We start from the raw sequence: 15,782 nt of genomic DNA, 5'->3' as shown, positions 1-15,782 counted from the left end.
GTTGCCGCCCTGCGGCACGATCGCGAGCTGCCGTGCCGCAGGGCGGCAACACCGGCATGTGCGGGGCGGCAACGCCGGACGATCGTGCCGGCAATGTAGTGATCCGGCTCGACCGGATGCGGGCCGTGCGTGACGTCAGCCCGCTCGCCAACACGATCACGGTCGAGGCCGGCTGCATCCTCGCTGAGGTGCAAAACGCGGCGCGCGACGTCGATCGCTATTTTCCCTTGAGCCTTGGCGCCGAGGGCTCCTGCCAGATCGGCGGCAACATCTCGACCAATGCGGGGGGCACGGCGGTGTTGCGCTATGGCCCCACGCGCGATCTCGTGCTCGGGCTGGAGGTCGTGCTGCCCGACGGGCGAATCTTCAACGGCCTGCGCGCACTGCGCAAGGACAATACCGGCTACGCGCTCAAGCAGCTGTTCATCGGGGCAGAGGGCACGCTCGGCATCGTCACCGCGGCGGTGTTGAAGCTGTTCGCGCCGCCGCGCAGCTCGGCGCTGGCGCTGCTGAAATTGCAGGGCGTGGAGCAGGCGCTCGAGATCATGCAGCGCCTGCGCGGCGCGGTCGGCGACCGGCTCGGCAGCCTCGAGATCATGTCGCGCGCGCAGATCGAGGCGATCGCAGAGACCGTGCCGCATGTCACGATCCCCTTCGAGCTGACGACGCCGTGGTATCTGATCGTCGAATTGACCGACACGCTCGCCGGCGTCGACCTCGATGAGCCGCTCGCCACGGTGCTGGCGGATGCGATGGAGGCCCACCTTGCCGAAGACGTGATCCTGGCCTCCAACCTCGCGCAGGCGAAGGCGATCTGGGCTGTCCGGCACAGCGTGTCCGAAGGTAACAAGCGCAGCGGCTATGTCGTCTCGCACGACAGTGTCGTTCCACTTGAGCGTCAGGCCGCCTTTGTCGCCAAAGTCGAGACCCGGATTAACGCCGCGGTACCGCACGCGCGGGTCGTGATGCATGGCCACATCGGCGACGGCAACATCCACGTCATTGCCCTGATCGACCGCGCGCGTTGCCAGGACCCGGCGGCGACGGCTGCGCTTGTGGCCGAGATCAACGAGATTGTCGACGACGAGACGGCGGCGCAGGGCGGAGCGATCAGTGCCGAGCACGGCATCGGCATCACCAATCGTGGCCGGCTTGCCCGTGTTGCCGATCCTCTCGACATCGAGCTGATGCGCGATATCAAGAAATTGCTCGATCCAAAGGGCTTGATGAATCCCGGCAAGATCTTTGGTGCGGGAGCGGCATAACCATGACGAGCGTCCGCCTGCTTGCCGACGATCTCACCGGTGCGCTCGACACCGCGGCGGAGTTCGTCGGCCTGTGCGGACCGTTCGATGTCATCTGGTCGGACGCGTTTGCGCCGCTGGGCTCCGGAAGCCTGGCGATCGATAGCGGCACCCGCGAGCGGTCAAAGGCCGAGAGCGTCGAAATCGTCGCGCGACTGGCGCCGCAGCTTCAGGGCGGGACGATCGCCTACAAGAAGGTCGATAGCCTCCTTCGGGGCGCGTGGGCGGTCGAGCTTGGCGCCTGCCTGCGCTGCAGCCATTGGGCCTCCTGCGTGGTCGCGCCGGCGTTCGATTATCAGGGACGTCGCACCGTCGGTGGCCAGCAATTCGCCCGCACCGTGCATGGCGATTGGCACAGGGTCGGCGACAATTTGCTGGATCAATTGCGGCAAGACGGCATCGAGGCCCGACAGGGCACGCCCGACACGCTCGCGCAAGGCGGCGTTCAGGTGTTCGATGCCGAGAACGACCTCGACCTCGATCGCGTCGTCGAAATGGCGCGGCGCATGCCGGGGCCCGTGTTGTGGTGTGGGAGCGGCGGCCTGGCCGGTGCGCTTGCCCGCGGTCAAGGCTCCGCTGTGTCCTCGCAACTGAAGCGGCCGGTGCTGGGGCTGTTTGGCTCCGACCAGGCCGCCACCGCATCCCAGCTGGCGGCATGTGGTAACGCCACCATTGCGCTGGCCGAGGGGGAGGGCGACGCGGGCGTTCGGCGCAAGCTGGCCGACGAGGGTGTGGCGCTGGTGAAATTCGCCCTCGCCGACGGCTTGGTGCGAGCCGAGGCGGCGCGGCGGATCGCGCACGAGATGGCGGGGCTGATCGCGGCACTCGAACCGCCGGGCACGCTGGTTGTTGCTGGTGGGGAAACACTGAAGGCCGCATGCGTTGCCCTTGGCGCGCATGCGCTCGAGGTGACAGGACGGATCGTGCCGGGATTGCCGCGCTCGATCTTGCAAGGCGGCAGTTGGGCCGGCGTCGATGTCATCTCGAAGTCCGGCGCATTCGGCCCCAGCGAGCTGTGGCGCGACCTGCTTCGGGATAATCATTTGCTTAGCAAGGGGAGTCCGACATGACCTCTCGTCATCTAGCCATCACCATGGGCGATCCCACCGGGATCGGGCCGGAGATCATCGTCAAGGCCTGCGTCGGGCTGAAGGACCGGATCGCGAAAGGCGATCTGAGGATCCTGATCATCGGCAGCGGCGCGGCGCTCGATGGTGCGAAAGCCGCGCTTGGTGCCGGCATTGCGATTCCCGAAGTGCGCGCCGAGGATCGCGACTGGCCGAATCTCTGCTTCCTCCAGGCCGACATCGAGGGCGACCCGATCAAGCCCGGCGTGCTCAGCGCCGATGGCGGCCGCTTTGCCTACAAGGCGATCGAGCATGGCGTGCGCCTGACGCAGGCGGGCCGGACCGCGGCGATCGTCACGGCGCCGCTCAACAAGGAGGCGCTCAACAAGGCCGGCTATCACTTTCCCGGCCACACTGAGATGCTGGCGCATCTCACCGGCGTGCGCGGCTCGGTGATGCTGCTCGCCCATGGCAACATGCGCGTCAGCCATGTCTCGACCCATGTGGCGCTCGAGGACGTGCCGAAGCGTCTGACGCCGGAGCGGCTGCGCATGGTCATCGACCTCACCAACGAGGCCCTGCTGCGGCTCGGCATTGCCAAGCCGAAGATCGCGGTTGCCGCGCTCAATCCACACGCCGGCGAGGGCGGCCTGTTCGGCCGGCAGGACATCGACGTGTCCGCGCCGACGATTGCAAAAGCCGTCGCCGACGGTCTCGACGTCGTCGGGCCCGTGCCCGGCGATACCATCTTCGTCAAGCTGCGCGCCGGCCAGTACGACGCCGCGGTCGCGATGTATCACGACCAGGGCCACATCCCCGTCAAGCTGCTCGGCTTCCAGGTCGATCCCGCGACCGGCCGCTGGCAGGAATTGTCCGGCGTCAACATCACGCTGGGCCTGCCGATCATCCGCACCTCCGTCGACCACGGCACCGCCTTCGACATTGCGGGCAAGGGCATCGCCAACGAGCACAGCCTGATCGAGGCCATCGACTATGCCGAGCGGCTCGCCGGTGGCGCTTCCCCCGTATCCAAGTGACGAGATCGACTGCACGATGACCAACGCCTTCACGCCCATCGAAATCCAGCGTCCCACCATCCTCGAGTTCGGCAACGGCACGGTCGGCGCGGCAGCGCGCTTCGCCGAGCGGATCGGTGCCAGGCGGCCGCTGGTGATCTCTGATCCGTTCAACGCACGCCGCCTCGACATGCTGGCGCTGCCGGGTGCGGTGAAGGTGTTCGGTGAGGTCAAGCCCGAGCCGGACCTGCCCAATCTCGAGAAAGCCGTGACGATGGCGAAGGACGTCAAGCCCGACCTCGTCGTCGGCTTCGGCGGCGGCAGCGCGATGGATCTCGCCAAGCTGGTCGCGGTGATGTGCACGAGCGACGTGCCCTTTGCCGACATCGTCGGGCCGGAGAAGGTGGCCGGCCGCAGCGTCGCGCTGATGCAGATTCCGACGACGTCGGGCACCGGCAGCGAGGCTGGCACCCGCGCGCTCGTGACCGATCCCGTCAGCCAGAACAAGCAGGCAGTGCAGAGCCGCTTCATGCTGGCCGACATCGCCATCGTCGATCCGGATCTGACGATGACGGTGCCGAAGGAGGTCACTGCGGCAACCGGAGTCGATGCGCTGGCGCATTGCGTCGAGGCCTATACCAGCCGCAAGGCGCATCCGACGATCGACCTCTATGCGCTCGAAGGCGCGCGGCTGGTCGGACGTTATCTCAAGCGCGCGGTGGCCGATGGTGGCGATCGCGAGGCGCGCGCGGGTCTGTCGCTGGCCTCGCTCTATGGCGGCTATTGCCTGGGACCGGTGAACACGACCGCCGGCCACGCGGTGGCGTATCCGCTCGGCACGCGTCACCATGTGGCGCATGGCCTCGCCTGCGCGGTGATCTTCCCGCATACGCTGGCCTTCAATATGCCAGCCGCGGAAGCGAAGACGGTCGCGGTGCTCCAGGCGCTCGGCCTGCCGGAGAAGGGCGATCCAAAGCTCGCTTTCGACGCCACCTACAAGTTCTGCAGCGATCTCGGCATCGAGATGCGGCTGTCCGCGCTCGGCCTGCCCCGGGACGATCTCGGCGTGATGGCCGACGAGGCGCACGCCATTCGCCGACTGCTGGACAACAACCCGCGCGACCTCGGCCGGGATGCGATTCTGAACATGTACGAGGTCGCGTTCTAACCGTCTCCGCCGCTCGCGCGCGGCAACCAATCAACAACACGGAAAACAGAGGAAACGTCTATGAGATCGATGTGGCTTGTTCTTGCCTCGGCCTTGGTGCTGGCGGCCTCACCCGCAAAGGCGCAGGACGGCTATCCGTCCAAGCAGGTGACGGTGGTCGTTCCCTTCGCCGCCGGCGGCACCGCGGACATCTTCGCGCGCATGGTCTCCAACCATTTGCAGGCGAAGTTCGGCAAGCCCTTCGTGGTCGAGAATGTCGGTGGTGCCGGCTCGATCCTCGGCGTGACGCGGGTGGCGAAATCGGCGCCGGATGGCATCACGCTCGGCCTTGCCAGCACCTCCGCGCTTGCGATCAACCCGTCGCTCTACGGGCCGAAGCTCAGCTACCAGCCGGACAAGGACCTGGTGCCGGTCGCCCAGATCAGCGTCGTGCCCAACGTTCTCGTCGTCAATCCCAACAAGATCAAGGCGCGTACCGTGCCGGAGCTGATTGCCTATCTGAAGGCGAATCCGGACAAGGTCTCGTTCGGCTCGGCCGGTGTCGGTACCTCGCAGCATCTTGCCAGCGAGCTGTTCCAGCAGATGACCGGCACCAAGATGGTGCACGTGCCCTACAAGGGCTCCAGCCAGATGCTGACGGACCTGCTCAGCGGCCAGATCGATCTCGCCTTCGACAACGTTCCGCTGCTGCTGCCGCAGGTGAAGACCGGCCAGCTCGCGCTGCTCGCGACGGCAACGCCGAAGCGCGCCGCCTTCGATCCCGAAGCTCCGGCCGTTGCCGAATTCCTGCCCGGCTTCGAGGCCGTGGCCTGGCACGGTTTCATCGTGCCCGCGGGCACGCCCAAGCCGATCGTCGAAAAGCTCTCGGCCGAGATCCGCGCCTTCATGCAGCAACCGGAGACGGTGCAGAAGATGGCCGAGCTCGGTGCCACCGCGGTCGCCGTGGATTCCGAACCGTTCGCGGCCTACATCAACGCTGAGACGGCGCGCTGGAAGAAGGTGATCGAGGCCGCCAACATCAAGCTGGAGTAGGGCGGCACGCGATGAGATAAGCCGGCCGCCGCATGCCGAGAGCGGCGGCCGCTTGTTCAGTGCCGGTCGTCGGTCTAAGTTCGCATCAGCCAACGGGTGCGGGGCTGATGGGGACTGTTCGTTTTCTGCTGGCGGCGATCGTCGTTGGATTTCATTGCCAATTTGGCGTCATTCACCAGACAATCGGAGGCCTGGCCGCTGTAGAAGTCTTCTACATCATCAGTGGATTCTACATGGCCGCCGCCTATAAGCGGCACTATCCGGGACGGCCGGCTGCATTCTTCGCCAGCCGCTTCGCGAGGCTTTATCCGTTCTACCTCGCTGTCCTGGCAGCTACGTTCGCGCTACATCTGTGGAACCCGGCGAACGAGAGCGGGATCTTCAATTCCCTCAGAACGGATGAGCGGCCCTATGTGATCAACCTGTCGCTGCTGGGTCTCGATCTCTATTCGGCGATGCACAGCACCACGTATCTCCTGGTTCCGCAGGCATGGTCGATCAGCGCGGAGATCGTCTTCTACGCGCTGCTGCCTGCCTTGCTTCTCCTCAACAGAAAATGGCTCGCCGGGTTGGTGGTCGCGGCCTTCGCGATCAAGATGACCATTCTGCACGTCTACGAATGGAAATGGGCTTACTTCCCGTTTTACAGCCAGATCGGCTATTTCGGCACCGGCGTTGTGCTCTTCTCGTTGCGAGATCGCCTGACATGGTCGACGCGTACGGGCTACTGGCTCGCGGTTCTCTACTGCCTCTATCTCCTCGGCGACGTCTATGCCGACGTCGACTATCACGGGGGCATCGTTCAGGGCGTGCCGCTGGTCGTCGCAACCTGCATCGTGATTCCGACGCTCTTCTCAAGGATCAACGGACCGCTGTCGACCGCATTGGGCGACGCCTCCTATGGAGTCTATCTCTCGCATTTTCTCTTCATCCAGATCGCGATCAATCTGCAGTTCTTTGATCCGATCACGCTGACCAATCCGCACATTGTGAGCCATGGGCGAATTCTGTTTCAGACCTTGGGCATCCTGCTCGCATCCACGGTCATTGCGCTCGCCTTCGAGTTCACGGTCCAGCGATGGATCGATCGGGCGCGCCGATCGCTGTTCTACAACCGCAAAGGGCCGCACGATTCCTTCGGGAAGGCTTGAGACAGTCCGTCCCGTCGGTGCGAACGCAGCCAGAACAAGCCGACGATGTTCACAGAAGGGCTGGACCGCGAAGGTCAGCGCGGCTATATGAGCGGCCTGCGAGCCGCTGATTTGCAAAACTTTCAGCCCGCCCTCGCAGAACTTCCGAAGAAAGCTTAGCGATTTCAAGCGCTTCGGTGGGGAATGGTGTAACGGTAGCACAACAGACTCTGACTCTGTTTGTCTTGGTTCGAATCCAGGTTCCCCAGCCAGTTCAGGCACGCCCAAAGGTCCAGATCTCGAGGTCCCTCGGTGACAGTGACGGTCCATGGGCCGCGCCGCCGGTCGCGACCGTTTGCCTCATCTGAAATCGTATTTCCCCGGTCGGATCGCCGTGCTCTGCATCGTCCTTGGGTCACACAACTCAAGGAGATCCCTGATGCCCTATGTCGATGGTTTCGTTCTGGCTGTGCCGAATGACAAGATCGAGGCCTACAAGACGCTGTCGACGACCGCCTGCGCGCTCTGGATGGAGCACGGCGCGCTCGATTATGTCGAATGCGTCGCTGACGATGTCCCCTATGGCGAGCTCACCTCGTTTCCGCGCGCGGTGATGGCGAAGGAGGACGAGGTCGTGGTGTTCGCCTGGATCGTCTACCGCGATCGGGAGACCCGCGATGCCGTCAACAAGAAGGTGATGGAGGACCCGCGACTGAAGATGGAGGGCATGCCGTTCGACGGCAAGCGCATGATCTATGGCGGCTTCACGACCTTGCTCAGGGCGAGCGACGTCGTCAGCTGACGGAGACCGTCGGCAGCAGACGGTGCGGCCTCTCGCCCCGGATGAGCGCAAGCAAAATCCGGGTGCGCATTTCCGGTCTCGGCTGATCGGCTTTCGCTCGAAGCCGCCATGACAGATGTCGGATCATGGTGCTACGCTCGTACAACGTGCGAGACGAGCGGGAGATTGGGTCGTGTTCTCGGATGCGCTCGGCTTCGATGTCGGGGTCGCCAGACTTTTGAGACAGGATGATGACGGCGAAGCCGTCGCCTATCTGGAAAAGTTCATCGCGAGAGGCTCTGTCATGGCCATGATCGAGTTGGCCGAATATCTGGATGACGAGGGAAGTCGGTCCGCGAGTGTGGCCTTGATGGAGCGAGCCGAGGCATCGATCGCCGCCGGCGACTTGGAGTCGCAGCTCTATCTTGCGGGAGCCCTTCGAAGAGGCCTCGGCGCGGGGACGGCGAAGGAGCGGTACTTCAGGGCCTTCGATCTGAAGCAGCGCGTTGCCGAGGCCGGCCATTTGGCGACCATCCGAGAGATGATTGCGAACTATCTTCACGGCCTCAATGGCGCCCCGAAAGACGGTGAACGCGCCATCGTCTGGATCAGAAGAGCCGCCGCACTCGGAGACGAGGAAGCGAAGCGGATCCTTAGCGAGGGAGGGCTGTCATAGCCCGGCCTGCAGCAGCAGCGCCAGGCATGCGGCAAGTCGCGGTCTCCATCTCTTTCGACGAGAGCGAAAGCGGTCCGGGATCGTTGAGGATCGCGTTCACCAGCGTGCCCAGCAGGATCTGGAAGCCGAAAGCAATTAGCGAGAGGCGATTACTTGATCTTGTCGTAGGCGGAAGCGAAATCGCCCAGCGGCATCGGGATCGCGATCGTCTCCTTGGCCATGTTCTGGAAGGAGACCTTGAGCTGCTTGCCCGACCGCAACGCGGCAAGCAGGTCCGGTGCGATCGGCGCCGAGGCGTAGCAGCCGCGGTTCTCGCAGGTCTGGATCTGAAGGTCGACTGTCTTGCCCTCGTCGACCTGGAGCTTGGCGCCGATGGGAAGGTTGAGGCCGAGCGGCAATTGCAGCAGCGCCACCGGCGTACGGGTGTCGGGCGCGATGCGGATGTTGATCAGGACGATGGTCTGGCCGGTCTTGGTCAGCACCGCGTTCTGCTCCATCGCACATTCGAGCGGCGCGTCACGGCTGGCACTGGTGCAACGCACGATCCAGCCGGGCTGTTGCGCCGGCGCGCCGTCAGCCTGTGGCTGCGTCGGAGCCGGAGCCGGTGCCGGCTGTGCCGCTGGGGCGGGGGCGTTCTTCTTGGCGCCCTGCTGGGCATACGCGGCGCCCAAGGGCAACAGGACAGCTGCGGCGAGGGCGACAAGTCTGGATTGCATGAGCATGGCGAAACCGCGTTGGCGTGAACCGGGGCCTCGCTGTAGCGTCGCCGGAAGCGCCGTGCAAGCCGCTACTCGGCAGCTTCCTTAACGGTGCCGTGCTCGACCGCCTCGCCGCCTTCGCCGTCACCCGAACGGCCCCAGCCCGAGAACCAGTTGTTGAGCTCGTCGAGATAGAGATAGACCACCGGCGTGGTGAACAGCGTCAGCGCCTGGCTGACGATCAGGCCGCCGACCATGGCGTAGCCGAGCGGCTGGCGGATCTCGGCGCCGGTGCCGTGACCGAGCATCAGCGGCACGCCGCCGAGCAGCGCGGCCATCGTCGTCATCATGATCGGGCGGAAGCGGAGCAGGGCGGCTTGGCGGATCGATTCCGCCGGCGTCTTGTGCTCGTCGCGCTCGGCGGCGATGGCGAAGTCGACCATCATGATGCCGTTCTTCTTCACGATGCCGATCAGGAGAATGATTCCGATCAAGGCAATGAGGCTGAAGTCGAAGCCGGCCGCCATCAGGATCGCGAGCGCGCCGACGCCGGCCGACGGCAGCGTCGACAGAATCGTGATCGGATGGATGTAGCTCTCGTAGAGAATGCCGAGGATCAGGTAGACCACGACGAGCGCGGCGAGGATCAGCAGCGGCACGGTGCCGAGCGATTGCTGGAACGCTTGCGCCGTGCCCTGGAAGCTCGAGTTCAGCGTCGGCGGCGCGCCGAGCTCGGCCATCGCCTTCTGCACGGCTTCCGTCGCCTGGCCGAGCGCGACGCCCTGGCCGAGGTTGAAGCTGATGGTGATCGCCGGGAACTGGCCCTGGTGGCTGATCGAAAGCGGACGGACCGGATCGGTGGTCCAGGTCGCGAAGGTCGATAGCGGGACCTGATCGCCCGTCAGCGGCGACTTCAAATAGAGCTTGTTCAGGCTGTCGAGATTGCCCTGCATCTCCGGCAGGATCTCCAGGATCACCTTGTAGGTGTTGAGCTGGGTGAAATACTGCGTGACCTGCCGCTGTCCGAAGGCGTCATACAGCGTGTCGTCGATCAGCTGCGGCTGGATGCCATACCGCGCGGCGGTGTCGCGGTTGATCTTGAGCTGAACCGTGGTGCCCTGGGTCTGCTGGTCGGTCGCGACGTCGCGCAGCTCCGGCAGCGTCTGCATCTTGGCGAGGATTTTCGGCGCCCACTCGTTGAGCTCGGCGAGATCGGCGTCCTGCAGCGTGAATTCGAACTGCGTGCGCGTCGGCCGTCCGCCGAGCCGCACGTCCTGGGCTGCCTGCATGTAGACGCGGGCGCCCTCGACCTTGTCGAACTGGGGACGCAGTCGCGCGATGATCTGCTGAGCCGAGGCCTCGCGCTTGTCGCGAGCCTTCAGCGTGATGAATATGTTGCCGTTGTTGCCGGCGCGGCCGCTGCCGCCGATCGACATGGCGACGCTGGCAACATCGGGATCGGCGAGGATGATCTTGCCGAGCTGTTCCTGACGCCGGGTCATCTCCTTGAACGAAATGTCCTGCGAGGCTTCCGAAGTCGCCGTGATCAGGCCGACATCCTGCTGCGGGAAGAAGCCTTTCGGGATCAGCACGAACAAATAGATCGACAGGCCGAGCGTGGCGAAAAAGATCGCGAGCGTGGTCCGGCGCCAGGCCAGGGCGTGATCGAGAACGTATTCGTAGCCGCGCAGCATCGCGTCGAAGGCGCGCTCGCTCCATTGATAGAAGCGGCCGTGGCGCACCTCGCCATGGGCGCGCAGGAAGCGCGAGGCCATCATCGGCGTCAGGGTCAGCGACACGAACATCGAGACGAAGATGGTCATCGCCAGCACGACGGCGAATTCGCGGAACAGGCGCCCGATGATGCCGCCCATCAAGAGCAGCGGGATCAGCACTGCGACCAGCGAGATGCTGATCGACACGATGGTGAAGCCGATTTCCTTCGAGCCGCGGAAGGCGGCCGCCATCGGCGATTCGCCTTCCTCGATGTAGCGCGTGATGTTCTCGAGCATCACGATGGCATCGTCGACGACGAATCCGACCGCGATGGTGAGCGCCATCAGCGATAGATTGTCGAGGGAATAGCCGACGACCCACATCAGCGCGCAGGCGCCGAGCAGCGCCAGCGGGACCGTGATGGCGGGAATGACGGTGGCCCAGAAGCTGCGCAGGAAGATGAAGATGACCATGACCACGAGCGCGATGGTCAGCAGCAACGTGAACTGGACGTCCTCGACCGCGGCGCGGATGGTCGTGGTACGGTCGCTGATGAGCTCGATCTTGATGGCGGGCGGGATCGCCGCCACGAGGCGGGGCAGGGTCGCCTTGATCCGATCGACGGTCTCGATGACGTTGGCGCCCGGCTGCTTGAATATCACCAGGAACACGCCGCGCTTGCCGTTGGCCCAGGCCGCCTGCTTGGCGTCTTCAGCGGCGCTGACCGCCTGGCCGATGTCGCGGATTCGCAACGGAGCGCCGTTGCGATAGGCGATGATGACGTCGTTCCAGTCCTTCGCGTGCGTGAGCTGGTCGTTGGCGTAGATCGTGTAGGCGCGCTTCTCGCCGTCGATATTGCCCTTCGGGCTATCGACCGTGGTGATCGCGATCTGGCTGCGTACGTCCTCCATCGACAGGCCCTTGGCGACTAGCCTCGCCGGATCGACCTGGACGCGGATGGAGGGTTTCTGCTGGCCGCCGATGAAGACCTGGGCGACGCCGGAGAGCTGGCTGATCTGCTGGGCGAGCTGGGCGTCGACCGCGTCGCTGACGCTGGTCAGAGGCAACGTCTCCGATGTCGCAGACAGCAGCAGGATCGGCGCATCAGCCGGGTTGACCTTGCGGTACGTCGGCGGCGACGGCAGGTTCTTCGGCAGCTGGCCGCTGGCGGCGTTGATGGCGCCCTGCACGTCATTGGCGGCGCCGTCGATGCTGCGGTTGAGATCGAACTGGATGGTGATCGACGCCGTGCCGAGATAGCTCGTCGAGGTCATCTGGGCGATGCCGGGAATCTGGGCGAACTGGCGCTCCAGCGGCTGCGCCACCGACGAAGCCATCGTCTCGGGGCTGCCGCCCGGCAAATTGGCGGTGATCTGGATGGTCGGGAAGTCGACCTGCGGCAGCGGTGCGACCGGGAGCAGGGGATAGGCGACGAGACCGACGAAGAGGATGCCGGCCATCAGCAGCGAGGTGCCGATGGGATAACGGATGAAAGGTGCCGAAATCCCGCCCTCGGTCATTCCTGTCGTACCTTGTTCTGGGCCGGGTTCGAACTCGCCACCGTCGTCGAGACGAGGCTTCCGGGCTGCACCTTGAACTGGCCGCCGGTGATCACCTGCTGACCGGGGCTGAGCCCTTCTTCGATGACCGAATGTCCATCGATGGCGTAGCTGACCTTGACCTTGTGCACCTCGGCCTTGTTGTCCTGATTGACGGTATAGGCGTAGAGGCCGTTGGTCGAATGCTGGACCGCGTCATCCGGAACCACGGTCGCATCCTTCAGCGTCCGCACCAGAAGCCGCGTCGAGACCGACTGGCCCGGCCACAGCGTGTGGTCCTTGTTGTCGAACACCGCCTTGAGCCGGATCGTTCCGCTGCTGGTGTCGACCTGATTGTTGATGACCGCAAGCTTGCCCTCGGCCAGCGTCTTCTTGCCGTCGGTGGTGAAGGTGATCACCTTGAGCGCGCCGCTCTTCTGGCCTTCGGTGATATAGGGCAGCTGGTCTTCCGGCGCGGTGAAGATCACGGAGATCGGCTCGACCTGCGAGATCGTGACGATGCCCGTCTGTGTCGAGGCGTTGACGATGTTGCCGATGTCGACCTGGCGTAGGCCGGCGACGCCGGTGATCGGCGCCTTGACCTGGGTGTAGTCGAGCTGGGTCTGGGCGTTGGCGATCGCGGCTTCGTCGGCGGCGATCTGGGCGGTGAGCTGGGCGACGGTCGAGCGCTGGGTGTCGACCCGCTGGGCGGTGGCGAATTCGCCGAGCTTCATGGCGCGCTGAAGTTCGAGATTGGCGTTGGCGAGACTAGCCTCGTCCTGCGCCTTCTTGGCCTTGGCCTGGTCGAGCGTGGCTTGATAGGGACGGGGATCAATCGAGACCAGAAGTTCGCCCTGCTGGACGATCTGGCCTTCGCGGAAGGCGAGCTTGTCGATCTGGCCATCCACGCGGGTGCGGACTTGCACGGTGTTGAACCCCTGAACCGTGCCGAGACCGGTCAGATAGACCGGGAAATCGACCTTCTGAACCGGGGCAACGCTGACGGGGACGGCGGGCGGGCGGGGTGGACCCTTCTGGGCGGTCTGGGTTTTTCCAGCCTGCGGGGCGCCGAATTTCTGCCAACCATAGTAACCCGCAGAGGCCACGGCCGCGATGATCAGAATCCAGAGGATCGGCCGGGACTTTTTCATATCGTCTCGTGTCGGCTCTTGTGCCCTCAGCTACGAATTATGGGGCAATCGTAGGGTTCCATAGCGTTTGTATAATACACGCCAAGTTCCAGTGTAAACAGCACTATCAGTTGAGAATCCTAAACAATTGGAAAGCTTTGCACCGTCTGGGCAGTGGTCTGGCGCGGCGGTGTGCAGTGCTGCATTTTCCCGGCAGGCGCGATCGGCGAGCAAACCTCGAGCAGCACTCCCAGACGGTGTGCTCGGGCCGAATGGTGCGGGCCGAGCCGCCAGTCGGTGTCGGTAACAAGAATGGTTCTAAGTCGGGCGGAAGCTGTTTCGGTTGTCAGGAATTTCGGCATCGTCCATATCGGCGCCGCCACAAAGGGAGCGCAGGATGGACGAGCTGAACGGCAAGCTGATCGCGTGTCAGATTCTTATCACGGGATTGATCGCGCGTGTCGCCAATGAGCAGCGCGATCCCTTGCGCTTCCTCACCGACTTCCGGGACGAGATCAAAGCCGTCGTGAACGGCGTCAACATCGTCGGCATGGACAGCACCGATCGCGTGCGCGCCGTCGCGCTGAAAACCCTCGACGAATTGTTTTCGCTGATGAAGCCGCCGAGCAGCGATTGATGCTGTGAGCGAGACCGCCGATTGCCCAGCATCGGCGCGTTGTCTTTTAGAACGAGTCCAATGTCAGTTTAGAACGATTTCAAACTGTAGTTTAGAATTGTTTTGAACTGGACTGATTCAAGGGTTCTTGCGAGGCGCTCGCATTGACCCGCTATTTTGCGGCCGATACCAACAACCCACCGTTCGTCGAAGTGAATGAGCGAACAGGAAGATGGGGCGTTTGGTAATGGGGCAGGTGGTCGCACCGAAGTCGTTGCGTTCGGTCGCAGCATTCGGTCTGGTGGATGAAAAGTTCGCAGGTGTTTCCGGCAAGAAGGTCTCGGCCGTTGCGAGCTTGATCGCGGTGGCGTCGGTGTCGAGTGGCGCGCAGGCGCAGCAGTCGAACCTGCCGCCGGTGACGGTCGATGCTCCCGTCGAACGTCCGCGTCCAACGTCGTCGAAGCCCTCGCCGGAGCAAGTCCGCGCCCGCAATGCAATTCGCCGCGCCGCGCAGCGCGAGCAGGCGGCACAGCAGACGGCGCCGACCACGCCGTCAGGCGCTCCCGACGGCAATCCCTATGCCGATCCGGCTGCGCCCTACAAGGTCGACCACGTCCAGGCCAGCGGCAAGTTTCCCGAGAAGATGTTGAACACGCCCAAGTCGATCACGGTGCTCAGCAAGGAAGTGCTCGAGGACAAGAACGCGACGACGCTGAAGGAGATCGGGCGCTCGACCGCGGGCGTGACGCTGGGCTCGGGCGAGGGCGGCAACGCGTTCGGCGACCGTTTCTTCATCCGCGGCTTCGATGCGCGCAACGACGTGTTCATCGACGGCATCCGCGATCCCGCCGTTTCCATCCGCGAGAACTTCTTCACTGAACAGATCGAGATTCTGCGCGGACCGGCATCCTCCTACGCGGGTCGCGGCACTGCAGGCGGTGCCATCAATATCGTCACCAAGCAGGCTGGCGACGTCAACTTCAAGCGCATGGACTCCGAGTTCGGTACCGACATGACCAAGCGCGTCACGCTCGACGTCAACCAGGTCATCGATCCGACCTTCTCGGTGCGCACCGGGGGCCTGTTCCAGGATGCCAACGTCGCCGGCCGCGATTATGTGACCGACAATCGCTGGGGCACCTTCATTTCAACCAAGTACACCCCGACCAACGACATCAAGATCACCACGAACTACGTCCACACCGACCTCAGCGGTCTGCCGGATTTCGGCGTGCCCTATTACAGGCAGGGCAATGTGCCGGTGACCTCGGCCGGCATTCCGCGCGGCAACTGGTACGGCTTCCTCAACCGCGACTTCCAGACTGCGCGGCAGGATTTCGGCACCGGCACGATCGAGTACAAGGTCAACGAAGCCATCACCCTGACCAGCAAGGTGCGCGGCGAGCATTCGGTGCTCAACTATATCGGCACGCTGCCGCAGAACCCGATTACGACCAGCCCCAATCCGATGCTCTGGACCACGACGGCGAGCGCGCAGAGCCGGTACCAGAACGTGGACGTGTGGACCAATCAGAACGAGGCTACGTTCAAGCTCGACACCGGCGGGGTCAAGCACACCGCGGTGTTCGGCGTCGAATATTCGAATGAGAACATCTCGATCGACCGCTACGCAGGCCTCGCGTCGGAGCTGGCCGGAAGTCCCTTCACGAGCACCGGAGCCGTGACGGGGGTCAATCTCTACTCCCCGCAATATACCAACATTCCCTTCGGCATTCCGGGGCTGGTCGGAAATCCGACGCGCTATGGCGTTAACACCAGCAGCGTGTATGTCATGGACACCGCGAACTGGCAGGACACGATCATCCTCAACGGCGGTGTGCGCTACGACGGCTACAGCCAGAGCGCGTCGACGAACTCGGCCTACCTCAAGCAGAACAACGATCTCGTCA

General features: G+C 64.0%; 13 protein-coding genes, 1 tRNA gene and 1 pseudogene. 11 read left to right on the top strand and 4 right to left on the bottom strand.

Annotated features, from left to right (window positions below; all coding sequences use genetic code 11):
- The 9 genes from CV770_RS37460 to CV770_RS37420 all read left to right on the top strand — a co-directional run.
- A partial coding sequence (locus CV770_RS37460; protein WP_104465910.1) for an FAD-binding oxidoreductase occupies positions 1-1,265 on the top strand: 1,265 nt, incomplete at its 5' end.
- A 2-nt stretch (positions 1,266-1,267) separates the two neighbouring features.
- Positions 1,268-2,374 carry a four-carbon acid sugar kinase family protein gene (locus tag CV770_RS37455; protein ID WP_104465907.1) on the top strand — a complete coding sequence of 369 codons (1,107 nt, stop codon included), beginning with the start codon at positions 1,268-1,270 and terminating at the stop codon, positions 2,372-2,374.
- The gene (gene pdxA, locus CV770_RS37450; protein ID WP_104465906.1) at positions 2,371-3,408 is read left to right on the top strand and encodes a 4-hydroxythreonine-4-phosphate dehydrogenase PdxA; all 1,038 of its coding nucleotides are present in this window, start codon (positions 2,371-2,373) and stop codon (positions 3,406-3,408) included. Before CV770_RS37455 ends, pdxA begins: the two co-directional genes overlap by 4 nt.
- A 16-nt stretch (positions 3,409-3,424) precedes the next feature.
- Positions 3,425-4,555 carry an iron-containing alcohol dehydrogenase gene (locus tag CV770_RS37445; protein ID WP_201760205.1) on the top strand — a complete coding sequence of 377 codons (1,131 nt, stop codon included), beginning with the start codon at positions 3,425-3,427 and terminating at the stop codon, positions 4,553-4,555.
- Positions 4,556-4,615: 60 nt separating this feature from the next.
- Positions 4,616-5,587 carry a Bug family tripartite tricarboxylate transporter substrate binding protein gene (locus tag CV770_RS37440; RefSeq protein WP_104465904.1) on the top strand — a complete coding sequence of 324 codons (972 nt, stop codon included), beginning with the start codon at positions 4,616-4,618 and terminating at the stop codon, positions 5,585-5,587.
- Positions 5,588-5,646: 59 nt separating this feature from the next.
- Complete coding sequence (locus CV770_RS37435) at positions 5,647-6,738, top strand: acyltransferase family protein (RefSeq protein WP_161500075.1); 1,092 nt, start codon at positions 5,647-5,649, stop codon at positions 6,736-6,738.
- Positions 6,739-6,915: 177 nt separating this feature from the next.
- Positions 6,916-6,989 (top strand) — tRNA-Gln (locus tag CV770_RS37430).
- 167 nt (positions 6,990-7,156) lie between these two features.
- Entirely contained in the window at positions 7,157-7,519 is a 363-nt protein-coding gene (locus tag CV770_RS37425; RefSeq protein ID WP_201760204.1) for a DUF1428 domain-containing protein, read from the top strand.
- A 172-nt stretch (positions 7,520-7,691) separates the two neighbouring features.
- Complete coding sequence (locus tag CV770_RS37420) at positions 7,692-8,174, top strand: SEL1-like repeat protein (protein ID WP_104465902.1); 483 nt, start codon at positions 7,692-7,694, stop codon at positions 8,172-8,174.
- Here CV770_RS37420 and CV770_RS43630 read toward each other — a convergent pair.
- From CV770_RS43630 to CV770_RS37400, 4 genes and pseudogenes are all read right to left on the bottom strand, one after another.
- Positions 8,169-8,313 (bottom strand): annotated as a pseudogene (locus tag CV770_RS43630) (TetR/AcrR family transcriptional regulator); the annotation flags it as partial. The gene CV770_RS37420 and the pseudogene CV770_RS43630 sit on opposite strands and share 6 nt — an antisense overlap.
- 10 nt (positions 8,314-8,323) lie before the next feature.
- On the bottom strand, positions 8,324-8,896 hold the full coding sequence (locus CV770_RS37410; protein WP_201760203.1) for an invasion associated locus B family protein: 573 nt from the start codon (positions 8,894-8,896) through the stop codon (positions 8,324-8,326).
- A 65-nt stretch (positions 8,897-8,961) separates the two neighbouring features.
- Positions 8,962-12,108 carry a multidrug efflux RND transporter permease subunit gene (locus CV770_RS37405; RefSeq protein ID WP_104465901.1) on the bottom strand — a complete coding sequence of 1,049 codons (3,147 nt, stop codon included), beginning with the start codon at positions 12,106-12,108 and terminating at the stop codon, positions 8,962-8,964.
- Positions 12,105-13,277: an efflux RND transporter periplasmic adaptor subunit gene (locus CV770_RS37400; protein ID WP_201760202.1), complete on the bottom strand. Its 1,173-nt coding sequence runs from the start codon at positions 13,275-13,277 to the stop codon at positions 12,105-12,107. Before CV770_RS37400 ends, CV770_RS37405 begins: the two co-directional genes overlap by 4 nt.
- Before the next feature lie 376 nt (positions 13,278-13,653).
- Between CV770_RS37400 and CV770_RS37395 the strand changes: the two genes are divergently transcribed.
- A complete protein-coding gene (locus CV770_RS37395; protein WP_104465899.1) occupies positions 13,654-13,893 on the top strand; it encodes a hypothetical protein in 240 nt (79 codons plus the stop codon).
- Positions 13,894-14,119: 226 nt separating this feature from the next.
- A partial coding sequence (locus CV770_RS37390; RefSeq protein WP_104465898.1) for a TonB-dependent receptor occupies positions 14,120-15,782 on the top strand: 1,663 nt, incomplete at its 3' end.

This window comes from Bradyrhizobium sp. AC87j1 (assembly GCF_002936975.1).
In the GTDB taxonomy this organism is placed as follows: domain Bacteria; phylum Pseudomonadota; class Alphaproteobacteria; order Rhizobiales; family Xanthobacteraceae; genus Bradyrhizobium; species Bradyrhizobium shewense.
This window is presented reverse-complemented; position numbering and strand designations above follow the sequence as displayed.

Bases quoted from the DNA above. Each gene is read 5' to 3' on its own strand.
- CV770_RS37455 (WP_104465907.1), top strand. From the start codon at position 1,268: ATGACGAGCGTCCGCCTGCTTGCCGACGATCTCACCGGTGCGCTCGAC.
- pdxA (WP_104465906.1), top strand. From the start codon at position 2,371: ATGACCTCTCGTCATCTAGCCATCACCATGGGCGATCCCACCGGGATC.
- CV770_RS37445 (WP_201760205.1), top strand. From the start codon at position 3,425: ATGACCAACGCCTTCACGCCCATCGAAATCCAGCGTCCCACCATCCTC.
- CV770_RS37440 (WP_104465904.1), top strand. From the start codon at position 4,616: ATGAGATCGATGTGGCTTGTTCTTGCCTCGGCCTTGGTGCTGGCGGCC.
- CV770_RS37425 (WP_201760204.1), top strand. From the start codon at position 7,157: ATGCCCTATGTCGATGGTTTCGTTCTGGCTGTGCCGAATGACAAGATC.
- CV770_RS37410 (WP_201760203.1), bottom strand. From the start codon at position 8,896: ATGCTCATGCAATCCAGACTTGTCGCCCTCGCCGCAGCTGTCCTGTTG.
- CV770_RS37405 (WP_104465901.1), bottom strand. From the start codon at position 12,108: ATGACCGAGGGCGGGATTTCGGCACCTTTCATCCGTTATCCCATCGGC.
- CV770_RS37400 (WP_201760202.1), bottom strand. From the start codon at position 13,277: ATGAAAAAGTCCCGGCCGATCCTCTGGATTCTGATCATCGCGGCCGTG.
- CV770_RS37395 (WP_104465899.1), top strand. From the start codon at position 13,654: ATGGACGAGCTGAACGGCAAGCTGATCGCGTGTCAGATTCTTATCACG.